A 17,825-nucleotide genomic window follows, 5' to 3' on the forward strand; every position below is an offset into this window, starting at 1 on the left:
ATCGATATAGTTAGTATAGCACATATACATTTGGATTTTTCAACATATAAATCCCTGCCATGTAAAGCAAAAAATGATCTACGCGCATTTTTTATTTTTGTTTTAGCATTACTCGTGGCAGGAAAAGACCCTGACCGCTTTATGCATGGCCAGATGCTCTCGCCACCTAAAAGGCGAGAGGGTTTTCAATTTATATTTATACTACCTTACTTCGTTAATCGTTGAACTTCACCTTCTCCAAAGAAAGATAAAAGATGCTTATGACAAGTAAAGAAAATCACCTGTCGTTCTTTCGCTAACTCCTTCATAAGATGCACGGTTCGCTCTGTTCGCAGCACGTCAAAATGTACGAAACTATCATCAATAATAAACGGATACTGCGATTCAAACGTATGCGCCAGTGCAAAGCGCAGTGATAAATAGAGCTGCTCCGCTGTCGCTTGGCTTAATTCATGACTATAAAAACGCACTCCATCTTGTCGTTCTACAATAAACGGTTCTTCTGCATCTGGCGAAAAGACTTTTACATAGTTTCCGCCTGTTAAATAAACAAAATATTCTTCTGCTTTTTGCAAAATACGCGGCAAGTGCACTTCATGATAATACTTCTTCGTTTTACTTAATACCGCCTTTGCAGCGGCATAAGCTGCCCACTTTTTCACCTGTTCACGCACTTGCGATTTTTTCAGTTCCCACTCATGAAGAACATCACCGTACGTCCGGCCTTCTTCCAACTGCGCGATATCGTGGCGCAGAGCGGCAAGTGTGTGCGTCAATTCCTTTTCCTCGCGCACGAGCCCATCTATTTGCTCCTGCTCTTTTTTTCGTTCTTCTTCGTATCCCTCTAGACGATAACCGCTCTCCAGTGCTGGCGTCATTAATCTTCCTTCTAGTACATCCATTTGCGGAATTAATCGATCAAGTTGCTGCTGTTTCTCTTCAATCTGCTCCGCTTGCTTCGCTGCCGCTAAAAACGCCTCTTCATCAGTTACCGCAGCAATACCAAAAAGCTGCTGACGTTCTTCTACTAGATGTTGAATTTGCTGGTGCGCTGCCGCATACTCTTCTTCCCACGCCATAGCCTTTTCTAGCAACTGCTTTTTTTGCAATTGCTTTTCCTTTTCTTTCTGCACATCTTTACTTAACCCATACAAAAATAACGACGGTGTCTCGGCACTTCTTTCTGTAACAACCGTTAGCTTCATTAGTTTATGTTCAAATTGAGAAATCATGTCTCCCTGCAGTACTTTTCGTTCTTGTCGCTTCGCTAACTCGCGGTACAATTGCTGCATCTTTTCAATCCGTTCAAACGCCGGCAAGATGTGAGCATACGTAAAGTTATGAGGCAATGCGTACGTCTCTTTATACAATTTCACCTGCTCATTCACACCAAACAGATCCCGTTCCCACTCATCATATTCAGACAGAACACGGTCATACCCTCGCTCAATTTGCTTTAGCTTAAATTCTTCGCGCTCTAGTAGCTTCCGTACTTCATCGTCTTTCTCAAGGCGATACTTAAGTTCAAGCGCTTCATCACTTTCCTGTTCATCAGATCCTTTACTATACATCACATAAAAAACAACAAGACCAATTAATAAAAAGACCCCTGCAAACAATACCTTACGACTCTCCATAAAAACACCAGCAAGCAGCAGCAAGACATCCATAATGAATAAAACCATCGTCATTTTATTCGTCTGCGGTGCAGTACGGTTTCGCTTCTGCCGAGACGCTGCACTTTGCACCTTTGGCAAATGACGCTCCCGCTCCCGGTCTGGCAATATTTGCGACTGCAGCTTGTTCATGGTTTCTTCCTGTTCCTCTAATTGCTCCTGCACTGTTTTAAATCGTTCATCTAACTGCCCTTTTCGGTTTTCTAACTCTTTTGCCTGCTGCACCATTTGCGTAATCGTTTCCTTCATCGCTAAGCTCACATTAAAAGAAAGAACGTCCTCACGCGCAAATACAGCGCCGATTTGCTGCTGCAAATCTTGTATTTCTTCTTCGATATGTAAAATGTGCCCCGTCAAATCTCGCACTTCTTGCAGCGCTGCTTCATAAGACATATGCTGCAAACGAAGCTCTTCTACGTACATATCTTGTTGAAGCAATTCTTCATTTACTTGCAACGCTTCTATTTCAGACTTTGCGCCATGTAATTTCTTTTGCAGTGCTTCTCCTTGGATTTGAAGTGGTTCAAGCCGTGCTTTTATCCTTTCATAACGCGACAAACCATCAACTGCAAACGCATGCCCTGCATGTTGTTCTAAAAACCGTTCACACGCTCGTCTTTCTAAAAAAAGCGGCTGCAACGCTTCTAACACTTCATAATCTTGCTTTCGTTTCCCCGCTTCTTGCTGCTCAGTGCGAATGCTAGAAAGACGCTCTTCCATACTTTTTTTCCTTGCAACAAGCTCTTCATACGCGGCAATTTTCCCTTGCCAATCTGCGAGCTGATCTTGCAGCTTTTTCAACTCCTGCAGCGCCACATTAATTTCCGGCTTGCGGCCATTTGGCTTAAAGCGCTGCTCCATTTCTTTCTCCAGCATTTTTTCCAGACGTAACAACCCGTCGCTACCAACTGCACTTGCGGAAAATAAATAGTTGCCAATATCCCCCGCGCCAATATGGTGAATATTTTGCAGTCCATGCATGTCAAAAGAAAACACAGAATCAAACAACTGCTCATTCATACCCTTTAACAGCTGCTTTAAAATCTCTTCGCCGCCTGTTTTTCCATCCGCAAAATACACCTTCACTTCCCCGGCCGCTGTTTTTGGAAGACGTTCAATTTTCAACCGGCCGTACTCTTCAGTAGAAATTGTAATCGCACCGCCGTATTTCCCACCTTCCTTCGGCTCATAACGGCGCTGCCCTCTTGTGGGAAAACCAAATAAAATACTCTTCATAAACGAACGAATCGTCGACTTGCCTGCCTCATTTTCCCCGTACAACACGGTAAGCATAGAAAGGTTCAGCTGGACATTTTCTAATTTTCCATATCCGTAAATATGAAGCTTTTCAACTCTCATCCCTTACCCCTCTCTTGCTCTAATAATTGCTCTACAATAATATTCTCGGCACCCTTTTGAATCTCTTTCTTTTCTTCATCAGAAAACGAGTGAAGCACCTTCCTTGCAACAGGTGAAGTCCAAATTGTTCGCAGCACCTCATCCATACTTGAGAACGACTCAAGTTCTTGCAGCACATTCCCGATAAAATGGTTCTCACTCTTCAACTTCTCAATTTCCGCAAACGAAATCGTTTCGTTCTTCCATGTCACAACGTGCACAAAATTACTGCGCTCCTCACTAGATGAGACAATGTGAAAAATTTCTTCTATACGCCTCTCATCACGCAAATAAGAAGCAAGCGGACCTTGTCCTGTAAACGTCATTGTCACAAGTAAACCTTCCTCTTCTCCTCGTACACCGTTCATGCTTTCTGTACATGCATGAATAAGATCATCGACCGATTCTAATTCATCAATAGAAATCGAAACCTCATCCCAAACAACATCATTCGTACGGAAAAATGTCAGTTCTGTCCCTTGCGAAGACAAAGAAACAACGTACGCACCTTTCTCTCCGGTTTCCTTTCGGTGCCGCCCTTGAATATTGCCCGGGTACACAATACACGGTTCCTCTGCCAACACTTCACGTTTATGTATGTGACCAAGTGCCCAGTAATCAAACCCTTTCTCCTTCAGTTCACGAATTTGAAACGGCGCATACCGATTATGCTCTGCATCTCCTTCCACACTCCCGTGCAGCATGCCAATATGAAACGGTGCACCTGTCATCTTTTTATATTGCTCTGTCATATTATCCGTCACAGCTTGCTCTTGATAACTAAATCCGTAAATAGAGGCAAGCAGCTCCCCATTTTTATAAAATGACTTTTCTTCTATATAAGGCTCTGTGAAAATATGTACATTACTCGGAAATTCAATAGCCGCCCAGCTTCCGCCTAAATGATCATGATTGCCATGAATCACATATACCAAAATATCATACTGCGCGAGACGATTCATTTGCTCACGAACAAACACTTGCGCTCGTAAACTTCTCGTCTCTGCATCATACAAATCACCCGCCAGCAAAACAAAATCAACCTGCTCTTGAATCGCTTTATCCACAATGCGCGCAAACGAACGAAACGTACTTCCCTTCATTCTTTCCCATATAAAAGCCGGTACATTCAGCTCCATCCCTTTAAACGGACTATCCAAATGTAAATCTGCCGCATGAATAAACTTTACTTTTTTCACAACGTAACGTCCTTTCTCGGTCATACTTTGCTTTGTCAGCCGACTCACAATATATCGGCGCTTCGACACAATATAAAGATTCCTCGACCATATTCGACACGTAAGTAGGCAAAGTTTCACTATATTTTAACACTTTTTTTCGAATTGAGGAGGCAAATCAAGGCCACATACTCTCGTTGTTTGAACATCGCACGTGGCAGAAAAAAGAACTGACCGCTCCTACTCATGGCCAGACGCTCTCGTCCATCTAAAAAGAAAAGGTTTTTTAATTTGGATGTACATATTTCTTTTGCATAATTGCTCATTTTATGACACAATAGTTATAACATTCTGATTATTTATTTTGGAGGTAATTTTCATGGGAGTATACACACTAACAGTTTTCGAACAAGACGGTTCCAAAGTATTAGACGAATCATTTGAGGCTGCGACAGAAACAGAAGCAAAATCAAAAGGTGAAACACTTTTACGAGACAAACAATTGTATGACCATACGCACCGCTGCACATCTTCAAGTGGAAAGCTTGTTTTATTCCAGCGCTAAAAAAAGAAGCGTCACATCGCTTCTTTTTCACACTATATCTTCTTCACACCACAGAAACACAACTTCTACAATTCGATTCCCAAATCGAACACGCTTATTCCACATACCTGTTTGAATAAGGCGCTTTAACTCATCCTTCATGTTATCCGTCCACTGCTGAATGCTCTCTTTGAGATTGTACGGATAAATGCTTGGAAACTCTTCATGCAAGAGACGCAAACTTTCCGCATCTAGATGAAAATGAAAAAAATAATTCGCAGTCAGAGAAGGTTCCTGCAATTGTAAAAACGGGTGGTCAACTTGCTTCTTATTACGATAAAACGTAAAAATATTGACCTTCCCACTCGTAATCTGATCAATTTGAATTTCGTGTTTTTCAATAATCACGCTGTTCAGTCCACCTCAACATATGCTACTTCTAGTATATATGTCTTTAACCAATAAGTTAACCATTTTCCTATGGAAATTCATCATTTCTCCCAAAAGTATATTCAGAATTACCCAAACCAAGAAAGGAAGCGATCATATGCATTTCGGTAGCAAAGGTTGGTATGTTCACGAACTAAAAAAATTAGGTATCCGTACTTATGAAGGTAGAAAACTAGAGTCATATCGTACGCATATTTTAGCTAGTTTGCTTGAGAAGGCGAAGAAACAGTCGGCTTAATGTCGAAAAGCTCCTTCTTATACGGGAGGAGCTTTTTACTATCAAGAAAAGAGGAGAAGAATGAATCTAAAATTAGTTGAAATAACAGAAGAAAATTTTTGGGATGTTATTAGTTTGAAATCAGATAAAGACCAAGAAGAACGTATTCAAATATTCGAAAGATGGGTCGGTTCTAACGCCTTTTTCCTTGGGGCCTGTCAAGTTTATAAATTTACTCCAAAAGCTATTTATGACAACCACACATTAATTGGATTTACTTCCTATGGTTATCGAAAAGAACATGAAAGATACGAATTAATCAGCATAATGTTAGGACATCAATATCAAGGAAACGGGTATGGCGTTCCTGCTTTACAAGCAGTGATTACCGAAATGAGTGAGCAGTACAAATGCAAAGAAATTTATTTATCGGTAATCCACGATAATGAACCCGCAAAACGAATCTATGAAAAAGTTGGTTTTAAAGCAACTGGTGAGATCGAAAAAGGTCATCATGATGAATTCGTTTATTGTTTGAAATTAGCAAATAACTCGGCATCGCTTATATGAGCAATGCCTTTTTTTACTGATGTAACTTAATAACTTATCAATACTTAACTGGTAAAAAGTCATAAAAAATAAGGAGTGATACATATTATATTTTATCTATCTTACGCAAAGGGAATTGTCATATAATAGAAATAACATCATCGGTTATAAAGGAGATATAATTGAAAAAATTTTTAATTAGTTATGCTGCAAGTCTGTTTGCTTTTATTTTCGGATGGTTCTTGATTTCATATATTTTTAATCCTATCTTTATTTACCCGGACGTTTTATTTGGATTCATTAAAACTATAGTCATTTATGGTAGTATACCAGCTCTTATAGCTTGTCTAATTGGGGAAGTCTTATATAGGAAAATCAAACGATGTAAAGAATTGCAATTTGGAATTCCTGTATTTATAGGACTAGCCGTTATCTATACACTTACACCATTTCTTTTTATGTTTACTTTTTCTTTTTCACATTTCTTTTATTTCGTTGTACCTGTTATTATGGGGTCCTTAGCTTTTTATTTAGTACGTAGAAAAATATAATTAACTTCCGAGAACAAATTTTATGTGAATAAAAAACGAAGTTCTTTTCTTGAAAGTAGTCCTAGTAATATATCGAATTGATATTCTTAAAACTCCTAATATTGCTTTCCAATTGTGAATTATTTGTTTCAAAACGAGTATATCCATTGTCCAAATTTTAACAAACCAATATGATAAACATATGCCTTTTTAGTCATATGTTTTTTTGATAGTGATAAAAAAGAAAATATGATGAATTTGCTACACGCCATTATCAATAACAACGAGTGATATATGGAGAGTATATAAATCAATTTTAACCTTTCGACATATAAGTTGCTGTTATACAGACTGCAACACGGCCTGTACTCGCTTGCACCCTTTGCTTTAAAACATCGCATGTGGCAGGAAAAGGCTCTAACCGTTTCTATGCACGGCCAGATGCTCTCGTCCTCCCCTAAAAAGAAAGAGGTTTTTATGTTTATTTTTTAATTTGGATATATAGTTCATTTTATGTATCCTTGTGATATTTCAAGGTACCGCAGGAAACTTAGTTACATACACAGATTTAAATGTAATAGTGACACAATTACACTTACTATTTATTTCCTGTTTTTTACTTTACACTGTTAGTTAACTTTGTTAATTAACAGCAGGAAAAGAGAAGAAAGAAATAAAGATACAATAAGGAGGCCAAGCAGAATGTTTTTAGCTCTGCGTGAATTAAAGCAAGCAAAATTAAAATATGGATTAATTGGACTTATGATGATTTTATTATCATTTTTAGTCCTTGTGATTTCTGGATTAGCAAATGGTTTGGCGTATAATACTGTCTCTTCCATTCAAAATATGGATGCCGAAAAGTTTGTATTAGCAAATGATGCGGAAAATTCATTGCTCCGTTCACAAATTAAGAAAGAAAATGTGGATGATGTAATAAAGCAAGTGGGGGCAAAAGATGCCGTACCATTCCGTGTGAAATTTTCGACATATGAAAAAAAGGGTAGTTCAAAAAAAATTGATATTGCAATATTTGCAAGTGAACCCGAAACATTCTTAGAACCAAAGATTGTGAAAGGTCATGCATTAGGAACAGCACAAAATGAAATGATTGCTGACGAATCGATTAATGAAAAAGGTATGGATATTGGAGATATGATTATCGATCCGATTTCTAAAAAAGAATTTAAAATTGTTGGCTTTACAAAAGGTCAAAAGTTCAGTCATGCACCTGTTGTTTATGTGAATCAAGATGTATGGGGCGAAATTTCACAATCAAACCAAAAAGATTACAATGCAATTGCTCTTCGTACTGATAAAGAAGTAAAAAATGCATATGTAATAGAGAAAAAAGAAGTTCTTCAAAATATTCCAGGCCATAAAGGGCAACAAAACTCATTAACAATGATTATTGCATTCTTACTCGTAATTGCAACGCTCTTAATCGGTGTATTCTTCTATGTTATTACATTACAAAAAACACAGCAGTTAGGTGTACTAAAAGCAATTGGAACAAAAAATTCGTATTTAGCAAATATGTTAGTTGTGCAAGTATTATTCTTGTCTGTTGGTGCGATGACGATAAGCATTGTCCTTATAGAAATTTTGCAAAGAATGTTGCCAAAAACTATGCCGTTCTTATTAACAACACCAATGATTAGCCAATATGCAGGAATCTTTATTGTAATTAGTATACTAGGATCACTAATTTCCTTATATCAAGTATTAAAAGTAGATGCACTAGAGGCAATTGGAGGCGGCATGTAATGACATCGCTATTGAAACTAGATAAAGTTAGTAAAGTATACGGCGAAGGAAACACAGAAGTAACAGCCCTTCATCCCACTTCACTTGATGTGAAGGCTGGAGAATTCATCGGTATTGTGGGGCCTTCTGGTTCGGGGAAAAGTACATTGTTATCGATTGCTGGAGCATTATTATCACCATCAAAAGGTAATATTTATATTGGTGAGCAAAATATTACCCATTTATCAGAAAAGGAAATGACAGATATTCGGTTAAGAAAAATCGGGTTCATTTTTCAATTTGCTAACCTTGTTCCCTATTTAAATGTAAAAGAACAATTACTATACATTTCCAAATTAAAGAAAGAAGACCGAAAAGAATCTGAAACACGTGCGAATCACTTACTAACAGTATTTGGACTATCCCAGAGAAAAAATCACTATCCACATCAGTTATCTGGTGGAGAAAGACAAAGAGTTGCGATTGCTCGTGCTTTTATGAATAATCCAGATTTAATATTAGCAGATGAACCAACCGCAAGCCTTGATTCAAAACGTGGACGAGAAGTTGTCGAAATGATGAAACGAGAAGTAAAAGAAAGCCAAAAAGCTGCGATTATGATTACGCATGATGAAAAAATTCTTGATGTATGTGATCGGATATTAACACTTAGAGACGGAAATTTAATATAGAAAGTATGTAAAACCGCACAGAGAAAATTCCTGTGCGGTTTTTATAAGTCCCTTTTTATATAAACAGCACCTCACTTTTCTGCCTTTTCTTTGCTAACCTTTTCGACGTCTTCGAGCGTTATACCGTGGTACTGCGCTAGTGCGTTCACAAGCTCAAGTAAATCAGCTAGTTCTTCTAACTTATGTTCCGGTGTTTCCGCTTCTACGTACTCTGCTAATTCTTCTTGTATTTTTTTTTCGTATTTCTTCTATATATTCTTTTTCATTTAAAATTCTTGCCCTGCATGTCTTTCCTGTTTTTTCAATAATTTCTGGAATACGATCGCGTACTAGTTTGTTATAGACTGGTATCACAAGTCCTCCCATATTTTTCTATTATTATAGCACGCACAAAAAATCCACACTTTCCGTAAGTAAAACAAGCTTTCCTTTTCATGCTTCTACATATACTGTTAAAAATCAAAAGGGAGAAGGTTCATCATGTATTACGGAACAAAAGGCTGGTACGTGTATGAGTTAAAAAAGCTTGGAATTAATTATTATGAAGGGCGGAAATTGGAGAGTTATCGTGCGCATGTATTGCGGAATTTGTTGTTGAATGAGCAAAAGAAAAAGGAAGAGAAATAAGGCCCTTATACCTATAAAATTCATCCTTCCTTTTAGAAAAGCTCACACCTTACCTACTATATTTACTTAATATCCTCATATTTCTTACTCAGCAAAAGTGCTTTCCCATTTCGGCAAAGCACTTTTGGCTTATGTAAACTTTTATTTAGAGCCAGCTACCCAATTCATCCCCCAACCGTATGCACAATCCATTTCTTGATGACCATTGAAATATTCAACTAAACGTTGTACTTTAAAAGTCTCATTGTTTACATTTTCAATCATTGCAATTGCACACATGATTTTCCCGTTTCGGTGCTCGTTTAGTTTCACTTCAACATCTGGACCAGCAGAATACTTCAGCGTTACAACTCCATCGGCTTGCGCCCAATTTGCTACCCCTTCATAAATAAAAGAATAAACAAGGACGCGCTTAATATCAGAAATTTTATTTCCGTTAATCCGCAAATTTTCTCCCCTTGCAACTGCACCAGTACGATCATCTCCGTCTAGTTCCATGTAAGGTGCATATTTGAAAGAACCAAAAGCATTCCCTAGCGCTTGTACGCAACCCTTTTCTCCGGTGTTCAGTTCATATAAACACCCTAAATCAAGATCAACATGATTTGTCTTTCCTAACAGTGTAGAGAAAAAACCGTTTGATTTTCCACCTTGTTGATTCCAGTTTAAGTTTACTAAAACCTCACCGATAGATTGAGTATTACTCTTTTGTAGATTAATAGTTTCCCCTTTTTTCTTTAATTCAATCTTATTTAAGTTCACCATCTTAACTCCACCTTCCATTTTCTTCTACAACTTCATTATATATTATTTTGTATATTTAGGAATTCATATTTAGAGTTCAAATAAATGGTGGAAAAGAATGGTCACAAAGTAACACTTCCCGAAAAGGAGAAGATGAGGTTTTTAAAGGGATTATAACCAGACTAGCCCTAGAAATGATTTAAGGATATTGGTTATTTTCCCACATAATAATCCCTTTTCTTCTAACTATACAAGTTGAATTAAAGTATTCCAGCTCCTCTTTGTCGAAATATGGCGTAATACATGTTAACGAACGGAAAAGGAAACAAATGAGCGCACACCAAACAGAAAGAGAAACACTATTTACAGCGATGAAAGCTACGAAAGATAAACGAATGTACGAACGTTATCAAACCATCTATTTCTAATATGTAAATCTAAAAAACAAGAAAAGACATCCTTTTGGATGTTTTTTCTTGTTTAACATTAACGTAAACACAAATTTTACTAACAGAACCTCAAGTGTAACTTAAATTCTATTTATCCTTTTTATTTTCAACTTCTACACTTTTTTCTAAATCAGCAAGCCAATAAAGATCACTATAATTTTCTTTTTGGCCAATATCTTGTAACTTATTATTACTATAATTAATAGATAATATTAAATCTGGCATCGCATCAAAACCATTTTCCGCTAATTTATGATACCTTGAACCATATACTGATGCCGCAAGACTCACATAATTACGCTCATACGGGTTTTGACGCATACGATTCAAATAGAGTTCAAATACATCTTGACCATCAGGAGTTAAGAACTTGCCATCTTTACGCTCTAAGTCATGTAAGTTATACCCCGTTCCTGATTTAAGTGTAGAAATCAAACCATATTTACGTATTGCCTCTGGCTTCATTTGTTCAGATTTAAAATCACTACTTTGAAAAATATGCGAAAATAATTCCTCACCATTATTTTTATCATTTAAAACTTTTTCAATTTGTTGTAATAATTGTATATTCTTACTACCCGTCACATTAACTCTGAAATCATTCGGATCAACACTGAAGGTTAAATTCTCATCATCTGGAATATCAATATTTTTTTGAGTAAATAAATCTTGAATCTGACGATTTACTTGTTCACGCTGAAAAGCTTTCTCTTTATAATTTTCAACCCTTCCATCAATAGGATCCGAGTTTCTAAACAAAGAATCACGCATACTATAAAAATCAACTTTACCGTTGCCAGTCAACATATTGATTTCTGTTCGCCATGCTACTTCTCTCTCTTCTGAGCTTAAATCATGACGAAATTCCTTTGAATATTGATTAGAATATTTATCATTAATATGTCTTTCTGGATTAGCATACAGCATGTTTTCTTTATGAATTTTACTGTACTTTTCGTCTAATAACTTCTTCCTCTTGTCAAATTCACCCTCATATTCATTACTATGTTTAATTTCTACAGATAAATCCTTTTTTTCAGATTCATTAAATTTAGTATTAGTAATATACGATGATGTATAATTTGTTATTTTCATTAGGAATATCCCCTTTCTTTCCATGATATCCCTTTATTATATAATAAAAACCGAATATTTAACTTAATGAATTTCCAAAGATGTTATAATAAGACATTAAGTTTACTAAAATTAACCAAAAAGGAGAATAATAATGCAAAACATGATTTACAATACTTTATCTTTCTTAAACAAACGCCCTACCCTCAAAATACTCATAATAGCAAATATCATTATGTGGGGATATCTCTTATCCGAAAACACGGGTAAAGAACTAGGAAAATTTTTATATTATATAACACACTAAGATCGTTCACATGCAAACGAATCATCTTCGGTCACCATTCCCTGATAGGTCGCCTGTTCGTTTCCGATCTTGACATCGGTGATAAAAACCTTCCGTTCTGTTACTAGACCAGGTTTCACTTCACCGTTCTTCGGTTTCCACTGCGGGTGGTAAATCCCTGTTTTAAAGTAAGGCGTACGTGCGCGCGAAGCATAGGCATTAGGACCTTGCACTTCCCACACAACTTTTCCATCCTTCCATATTTGCAGCAATCCGTCGTCACCCGATGACCACTTTGCATGAATTACCCAAAAAGACCAAACTCCTTTTTGTACAAGTTCATCCAATGTTTTAGAATCGCGTTTAATATCCGAAGTAGGCCCGAATGCACGCTGTATACTCCATCTGTCACCTTTTACTGCAATAGCTAATTCCGGAAAATCCCGATCTACTCGCTCACTGCCGAGTACAGCATGCCATTGCATGACAATATCATTACCACTTTCTGTATCAAACACCCAATCTTCTGGGATATAAACCCGCGCTGTATACCACCGTTCGTGAAACCCTTCTTCGTGTGGCTGTGCAATTTCCGAACGGAACTGTCCCTCAGAATGCGGAACAACGAACTGCACTGCTTTCTGATCTCCCGTCATGCCGGGTGCATCTACTATATGTACACGCTGCGTGATCGTATCAGTATCTAGTTTGGAGCGGTTTTCTGTGTCGTTAATCGCTACTTTCCATTTTTCTAATCCAGATTGAAAGTTATCTTCTAACATGATTGAGTCGTTTGCTTCCTTAAACTTAGACTTCTTTTCTTTTTTGGGGATATAGGGTTGAGTCACTGTCTCTTTTCTATCAACCAATACGATACCACCTACAAGTAAGCTGACAAATAGAACAAATAGAACAAGAATTTTTTTCATCTTTCGTTACACTCCATCTGGTTGATGTTTCTTTTGAATTTGAGAGTAATGTATAGTACCCCTATTATATAATATCACCACATCAACCGTCTCCGGCAATTTCATTTCCTCAAGTCACTATACTGCATATGAATTCTGTTTTCTGGTTTTTTGTCCACCGTATACAACACAATAAGGAATAACCATTCTAAAGGCTTCATGATAAGATAGATGATGTCCGCGGACCATTTTGAATTGATATGCCTGCTGATTGGGTAGCCGTACTTGTCATAAAAGTTACGGATGGCTGTTAAAAGAGACCGTTTCGGCTAATCAAAGCTATAAAAAACGAGAAAACCTAATTGAAGAAATTAGGAAATTTTTACAGAATATCGTTAAAAATCCAAATGAGGTGCCTTAGACAAGAAAAAAGTGAAGCCATATTGTGCTCCACTTTTTTCTTTATCTTTTTGAATTTCAAGGCTAACTTATTTGCTTCTCTATAGCATGCATTTTTTCATATTTGCTATACATTAACCATGCAACAACTGAGAAAATAACGGGTCCGGCCACACTCCAAATGGTTGTTTGCATATCCCCTTCTAAAGCTGGTTGTACGATACTAAAGAAATTTGCAAGTCCAACTGTTAGAACAACAATCCATGTCCAAATATTTGCGCTCAATTGCGTTTTATATACGATAAACGGCTTATTGATTTCCACTTTTTTCTTAAAATACGGGAATGCAAGTGCTATAAATACATACGGTATTGTCATAGCCACGTTAGTCATCGAAACGAGTATGTTAAAGAATGCGGACATTGTGCTTCCACCGAAAGCGATTAGTGCGATCATTACACAAACAATAGCAGCTTGAATCCACATAGCATTAACAGGCATCCCATTCTTTGTTTCACCGATTTTTCCAGGCCACAACCTCTTAGGTGTTCCTTCGATCATCTGCTTTAACGGTGAAAACATCAAGGTAAAGAACGCACCGGACAGTGCCAGGAACATTGAAAGTCCAATGTATCTTGCAACCCCAAATCCCAAAGCCGTAGCTGTAGCATGGCTCGCTCCAAAAGCGGTACCTAGTGAGTATCCTAAATTGGCCATAACGATATAACTTGCGTTTCCTAGGTTAACATTCGCAATACCCATTACAGATGCCCAGTTTGTGAATATTCCAATTAGTAGTATTCCTAATGAATACCCTACGGAGATTATGGCTGCCGATAAAAGAATCCCTTTCGGAAACGTTTTTTCTGGATTTTCCGTTACATCCACTAAACCGCCTACTGCTTCAAGTCCACCATAAGCGAAGAGGGCATATACTACAAACGCTAACGAAGCAATAATATCTCCTGCATATTTAGGATTTGGTGTTTGAGTAAATGAATCTAATCCTGTAATTGGCTGCGCCAAATGTCCATGATTACCTATAAGTACTACTATTGCACCAACCCAAAGAAATACATTCAATAACAAGACTGCAGTACCACCTAAAGAGGTTACTTTTTTAATTTTATCCAGACCCTTAGTTGATGTATAGGTTACTATAAGAATCCATACAATTCCTAAAATCCCCAGAACCTGAGGTCCTTGAAGATGAAATAAAGTCCAGTTTTGTGTTGTATCTTGTCCAAAGATGGCATTTGACACCGGAACCCACATACCGGATGCGACATTGACCATCCAAGTTATATAAGAAAAATACCACATGAATGTTCCTATAAATGCAAATTTTGGACCGATAGATTTTTCCATCCACGAGTAGATACCACCCTTTTCCTCTTTAAAGGCGGAACCAAATTCAGCTACCATTAATGCAAAAGGAACAAAGAAGGTTATGGCTGAAAATATGTACCAAGGAATAGCGGCATAACCCATCTTATAAAATGATCTTGGAATGTTGTTGAATCCATAAACAGAAGTGAAAATCATTAATACTAGGGATACTAAAGTCAACTTTTTGATTACGTTTGTGTTTGACACACATTCCCCCCCTAATTATAGTTATCATGTAACTTCAACATGGAATGTATAAATACAAATTGAAAAAATGACATAAAAACCACTTTCTTTCCTTGCTTATTATATCCGAATTGCACTGTGGCTACTATAATCCACTATTACAATCATATGAACACATTCTAATACCATTAATCTCCCTGAATTCCTTTCCATAGGCTTAGAATGAATTTTTCCTGAGACAAATTGCCTTTTTATAATTTAAAAATTCGTCTATACCGCCTTACATGAAATTCATACTATATAACAAACAATATTTGATATTTTGAAAGGAGGCAGTTCATTGTCTTTAAAAAAATTTGTCGATGCTTTACCAATTCCTTCTGTCTTAAAACCAAAAAGTAGCTATGATGGAATCCCGTTCTATGAGGTAACGATGGAGCAAGTCAAACAAAAGTTACATCGTGATTTGCCGCCAACTACCGTCTGGGGATACAACGGTATGTACCCAGGGCCTACATTCGAAGTAGAGAGAAATCACCCTATTTTTGTAAAATGGAACAATAAATTGCCCTTTGAACATCTGCTGCCTGTCGACCAAACGGTTCATGGTGCTGAAGCATCCGTACCTTCTGTTCGGACGGTTGTCCATTTACATGGAGGAAGAGTTCGCCCAGAAAGTGACGGATATCCTGATGCATGGTTCACAAGAGATTTTAACAATGTTGGGCCGAAATTCGTGACTGAAGTGTACTATTATCCAAACTGTCAACGCAATGCAACACTTTGGTATCACGATCACGCCCTCGGAATCACTCGTTTGAACGTTTATGCAGGGCTTGCGGGCTTCTATCTTCTCAGAGATGAAGCGGAGAAAAATTTGAATCTTCCGAGCGGAAAATTTGAAATTCCGCTCGTCATCCAAGATCGTTCGTTCTATGCCAATGGTGAACTCTTCTATCCATCCCAGCCAGGAAATATGGCGCCCCCAGCACCGCAACCACCTCCACCAATCGATCCTACATTACCAAATCCGTCAGTCACACCTGAATTTTTCGGTAACACCATTTTAGTAAACGGAAAAGTATGGCCTTATCTCGAGGTTGAACCGCGGAAATACCGGTTCCGCATCCTAAACGGCTCCAATTCTCGTTTTTATCGTATGCAGCTGAGCTCTGGGCAAAATTTTGTCCAAATTGGTACAGATGGAGGGCTTTTGGAAAAACCAGTCCAAGTATCCGAAATCATCCTTGCGCCTGCAGAACGCGCCGATGTCATTGTTGATTTTTCAAACCATAATGGTCAAAGTATTATTTTAACAAACGACGCACCCACTCCGTTCCCTGACGGCGATAGTCCTTCTGAAGATTTAAGGCAGATTATGCAATTTCACGTCAAACAAACATGCCGCAAACCTGACAAAAGCAAAATTCCAGAAAAGTTAAGTTGCTTGGAACAATTAAATCCCAAGGAGGCTGTAACTACACGAAAAAACACTTTGCTTGAAGCTACCGATAATTTTGGACGCCCTATGCCATTATTAAACAACACGGAGTGGAATGAGCCGATTACAGAAACCCCGTATAATGGAACGATAGAGATTTGGGAGCTATATAATACGACACCAGACACTCATCCGATTCACTTGCACCTTGTCAATTTTCAAATTTTGAATCGCGCTGTATTTACTGGTGATCCCAATGGTTCTAACCTCAAAGTTGGACCGCCTATACCACCTGATCCAAACGAGAGAGGATGGAAAGATACTGTTCGTGCTAATCCCGGGGAAGTGACCCGGATTATCGCACGGTTTGGTCCATTTACAGGAATCTATCCGTGGCACTGTCACATTCTTGAACACGAAGATTATGACATGATGAGACCATACGAAGTGCTAGCTAATCCTAGCTTTAACCCATGCGAGCAAGATCCTGAACAATGCAGCGATAACGCCTTTTCTCAATGTTTTGACTGTCATAAACCTCGTAAAAATAGAGGCAGTAAACAAAATCAATGCGATAATAATTGAATGCAAAAAAACTCCAACACAGCTAAATACTTCTTTGCTATGTTGGAGTTCCATATACATATCAATTAGATAATTTCTTTTTCCATTCTTTTTAAAGTGGTGGATTTTCCACGCCTAATTGAATCCAATCCTCTTTTGGTGGACCATAAACTCCAAATGGTTTTAATCCTGCTTGACGCATAAGAACTGTAACTTGTCCGCGATGATGAACAATGTGCTTAATGAGACCCATTAAGATTGTAGCGTTTGATTCCTGTCTTCCAAATGCTTCTTGTATTTGTTTTAGGGATTCATCTGTCCATTGTTCTTCAATAACTTTCGCTGCATCAAGACTTATATTTTTAAAAGTTGCAGCAATTTCCTTCGCTGAAGTTGGTACACTTACTTTATTTTCTACTCCATCTATCTTCAACCCAAAATGAGCTAAGTAGTCCGGAATATTTGTTGTAAAATTTTAAATAATAATAAAAAAACAAACCCTCATGGTAGAGAGTTTGTTTTGGCGTATCTGGTATTACCTAAAAATTAAAATCATTGCGTGCTTTTTTTGCTCAATAAAAGTAAACCTAAACCCATCAATACAGAAAATATCCCTATATATAAATTTTTAGGAATACCATGTCCTGTTTTGGGTAATATCTTTCCATCTTCTCTCGTATTTAGTTTCTCACCCGTACTTGGCTTCTCACCTGTATTTGGCTTTTCATCCGTACTTGGTTTCTCATCCGTACTTGGTTTCTCACCCGTACTTGGTTTC

15 protein-coding genes and 4 pseudogenes are annotated in these 17,825 nt (G+C 37.6%); 8 read left to right on the forward strand and 11 right to left on the reverse strand.

Annotation, left to right across the window (positions count from 1 at the left end; all coding sequences use genetic code 11):
• Nucleotides 1–206 precede the first annotated feature (206 nt).
• Nucleotides 207–3,035, reverse strand: a complete 2,829-nt coding sequence (locus H280_RS0115520; RefSeq protein ID WP_020062059.1) for an ATP-binding protein — start codon at nt 3,033–3,035, stop codon at nt 207–209.
• The gene (locus H280_RS0115525) at nt 3,032–4,273 is read right to left on the reverse strand and encodes a metallophosphoesterase family protein (protein ID WP_028411259.1); all 1,242 of its coding nucleotides are present in this window, start codon (nt 4,271–4,273) and stop codon (nt 3,032–3,034) included. Before H280_RS0115525 ends, H280_RS0115520 begins: the two co-directional genes overlap by 4 nt.
• Nucleotides 4,274–4,631: 358 nt before the next feature.
• Between H280_RS0115525 and H280_RS0115530 the strand changes: the two genes are divergently transcribed.
• Nucleotides 4,632–4,817, forward strand: a complete 186-nt coding sequence (locus tag H280_RS0115530; protein ID WP_020062061.1) for a YhzD family protein — start codon at nt 4,632–4,634, stop codon at nt 4,815–4,817.
• A gap of 27 nt (nt 4,818–4,844) precedes the next feature.
• Here H280_RS0115530 and H280_RS0115535 read toward each other — a convergent pair whose 3' ends face one another.
• Nucleotides 4,845–5,204 (reverse strand): hypothetical protein, encoded by a 360-nt coding sequence (locus H280_RS0115535; protein ID WP_020062062.1) that lies wholly within the window; start codon nt 5,202–5,204, stop codon nt 4,845–4,847.
• Between the two features lie 139 nt (nt 5,205–5,343).
• Here H280_RS0115535 and H280_RS25200 point away from each other — a divergent pair, with 139 nt between their 5' ends.
• The 5 genes from H280_RS25200 to H280_RS0115560 all read left to right on the forward strand — a co-directional run bounded on the left by H280_RS25200 (nt 5,344) and on the right by H280_RS0115560 (nt 8,980).
• On the forward strand, nt 5,344–5,484 hold the full coding sequence (locus H280_RS25200) for a YflJ family protein (RefSeq protein WP_020062063.1): 141 nt from the start codon (nt 5,344–5,346) through the stop codon (nt 5,482–5,484).
• A gap of 60 nt (nt 5,485–5,544) precedes the next feature.
• Nucleotides 5,545–6,033 carry a GNAT family N-acetyltransferase gene (locus H280_RS0115545; protein ID WP_020062064.1) on the forward strand — a complete coding sequence of 163 codons (489 nt, stop codon included), beginning with the start codon at nt 5,545–5,547 and terminating at the stop codon, nt 6,031–6,033.
• 161 nt (nt 6,034–6,194) lie between these two features.
• Nucleotides 6,195–6,563, forward strand: coding sequence for a hypothetical protein (locus H280_RS0115550; protein WP_020062065.1), 369 nt, complete (start codon nt 6,195–6,197; stop codon nt 6,561–6,563).
• Between the two features lie 681 nt (nt 6,564–7,244).
• Complete coding sequence (locus H280_RS0115555) at nt 7,245–8,309, forward strand: ABC transporter permease (RefSeq protein ID WP_020062066.1); 1,065 nt, start codon at nt 7,245–7,247, stop codon at nt 8,307–8,309.
• The gene (locus H280_RS0115560; RefSeq protein ID WP_020062067.1) at nt 8,309–8,980 is read left to right on the forward strand and encodes an ABC transporter ATP-binding protein; all 672 of its coding nucleotides are present in this window, start codon (nt 8,309–8,311) and stop codon (nt 8,978–8,980) included. The genes H280_RS0115555 and H280_RS0115560 overlap by 1 nt, the downstream gene beginning before the upstream one ends.
• 71 nt (nt 8,981–9,051) lie before the next feature.
• On the opposite strand, the pseudogene H280_RS26165 reads toward H280_RS0115560, so the two are convergent.
• Nucleotides 9,052–9,331, reverse strand: a pseudogene (locus H280_RS26165) (nucleoside triphosphate pyrophosphohydrolase).
• Between the two features lie 129 nt (nt 9,332–9,460).
• Between H280_RS26165 and H280_RS25210 the strand changes: the two are divergent.
• Nucleotides 9,461–9,607 carry a DUF2639 domain-containing protein gene (locus H280_RS25210; RefSeq protein ID WP_020062068.1) on the forward strand — a complete coding sequence of 49 codons (147 nt, stop codon included), beginning with the start codon at nt 9,461–9,463 and terminating at the stop codon, nt 9,605–9,607.
• A gap of 141 nt (nt 9,608–9,748) precedes the next feature.
• Here H280_RS25210 and H280_RS0115575 read toward each other — a convergent pair.
• The 5 genes and pseudogenes from H280_RS0115575 to yjeM all read right to left on the reverse strand — a co-directional run.
• Nucleotides 9,749–10,369, reverse strand: a pseudogene (locus H280_RS0115575) (TerD family protein); the annotation flags it as partial.
• Nucleotides 10,370–10,887: 518 nt separating this feature from the next.
• Nucleotides 10,888–11,895, reverse strand: coding sequence for a DUF4885 family protein (locus H280_RS0115580; protein WP_020062070.1), 1,008 nt, complete (start codon nt 11,893–11,895; stop codon nt 10,888–10,890).
• A 282-nt stretch (nt 11,896–12,177) separates the two neighbouring features.
• Nucleotides 12,178–13,089 carry a polysaccharide lyase gene (locus H280_RS0115590; protein ID WP_020062072.1) on the reverse strand — a complete coding sequence of 304 codons (912 nt, stop codon included), beginning with the start codon at nt 13,087–13,089 and terminating at the stop codon, nt 12,178–12,180.
• Nucleotides 13,090–13,190: 101 nt separating this feature from the next.
• Nucleotides 13,191–13,373 (reverse strand): annotated as a pseudogene (locus tag H280_RS26850) (DUF6688 family protein); the annotation flags it as partial.
• A gap of 178 nt (nt 13,374–13,551) precedes the next feature.
• A complete protein-coding gene (gene yjeM, locus H280_RS0115595; protein ID WP_020062073.1) occupies nt 13,552–15,063 on the reverse strand; it encodes a glutamate/gamma-aminobutyrate family transporter YjeM in 1,512 nt (503 codons plus the stop codon).
• Nucleotides 15,064–15,382: 319 nt separating this feature from the next.
• Between yjeM and H280_RS0115600 the strand changes: the two genes are divergently transcribed.
• Nucleotides 15,383–17,068: a multicopper oxidase family protein gene (locus H280_RS0115600; protein WP_020062074.1), complete on the forward strand. Its 1,686-nt coding sequence runs from the start codon at nt 15,383–15,385 to the stop codon at nt 17,066–17,068.
• A gap of 91 nt (nt 17,069–17,159) precedes the next feature.
• Here H280_RS0115600 and H280_RS0115605 read toward each other — a convergent pair.
• A pseudogene (locus H280_RS0115605) lies at nt 17,160–17,522 on the reverse strand (DinB family protein); the annotation flags it as partial.
• Nucleotides 17,523–17,599: 77 nt separating this feature from the next.
• On the reverse strand, nt 17,600–17,825 hold a 226-nt coding region (locus H280_RS0115610), incomplete at its 5' end, for an LPXTG cell wall anchor domain-containing protein (protein WP_020062076.1).

Source organism: Bacillus sp. 123MFChir2 (assembly GCF_000383235.1).
Lineage (GTDB): Bacteria > Bacillota > Bacilli > Bacillales > Bacillaceae_G > Bacillus_A.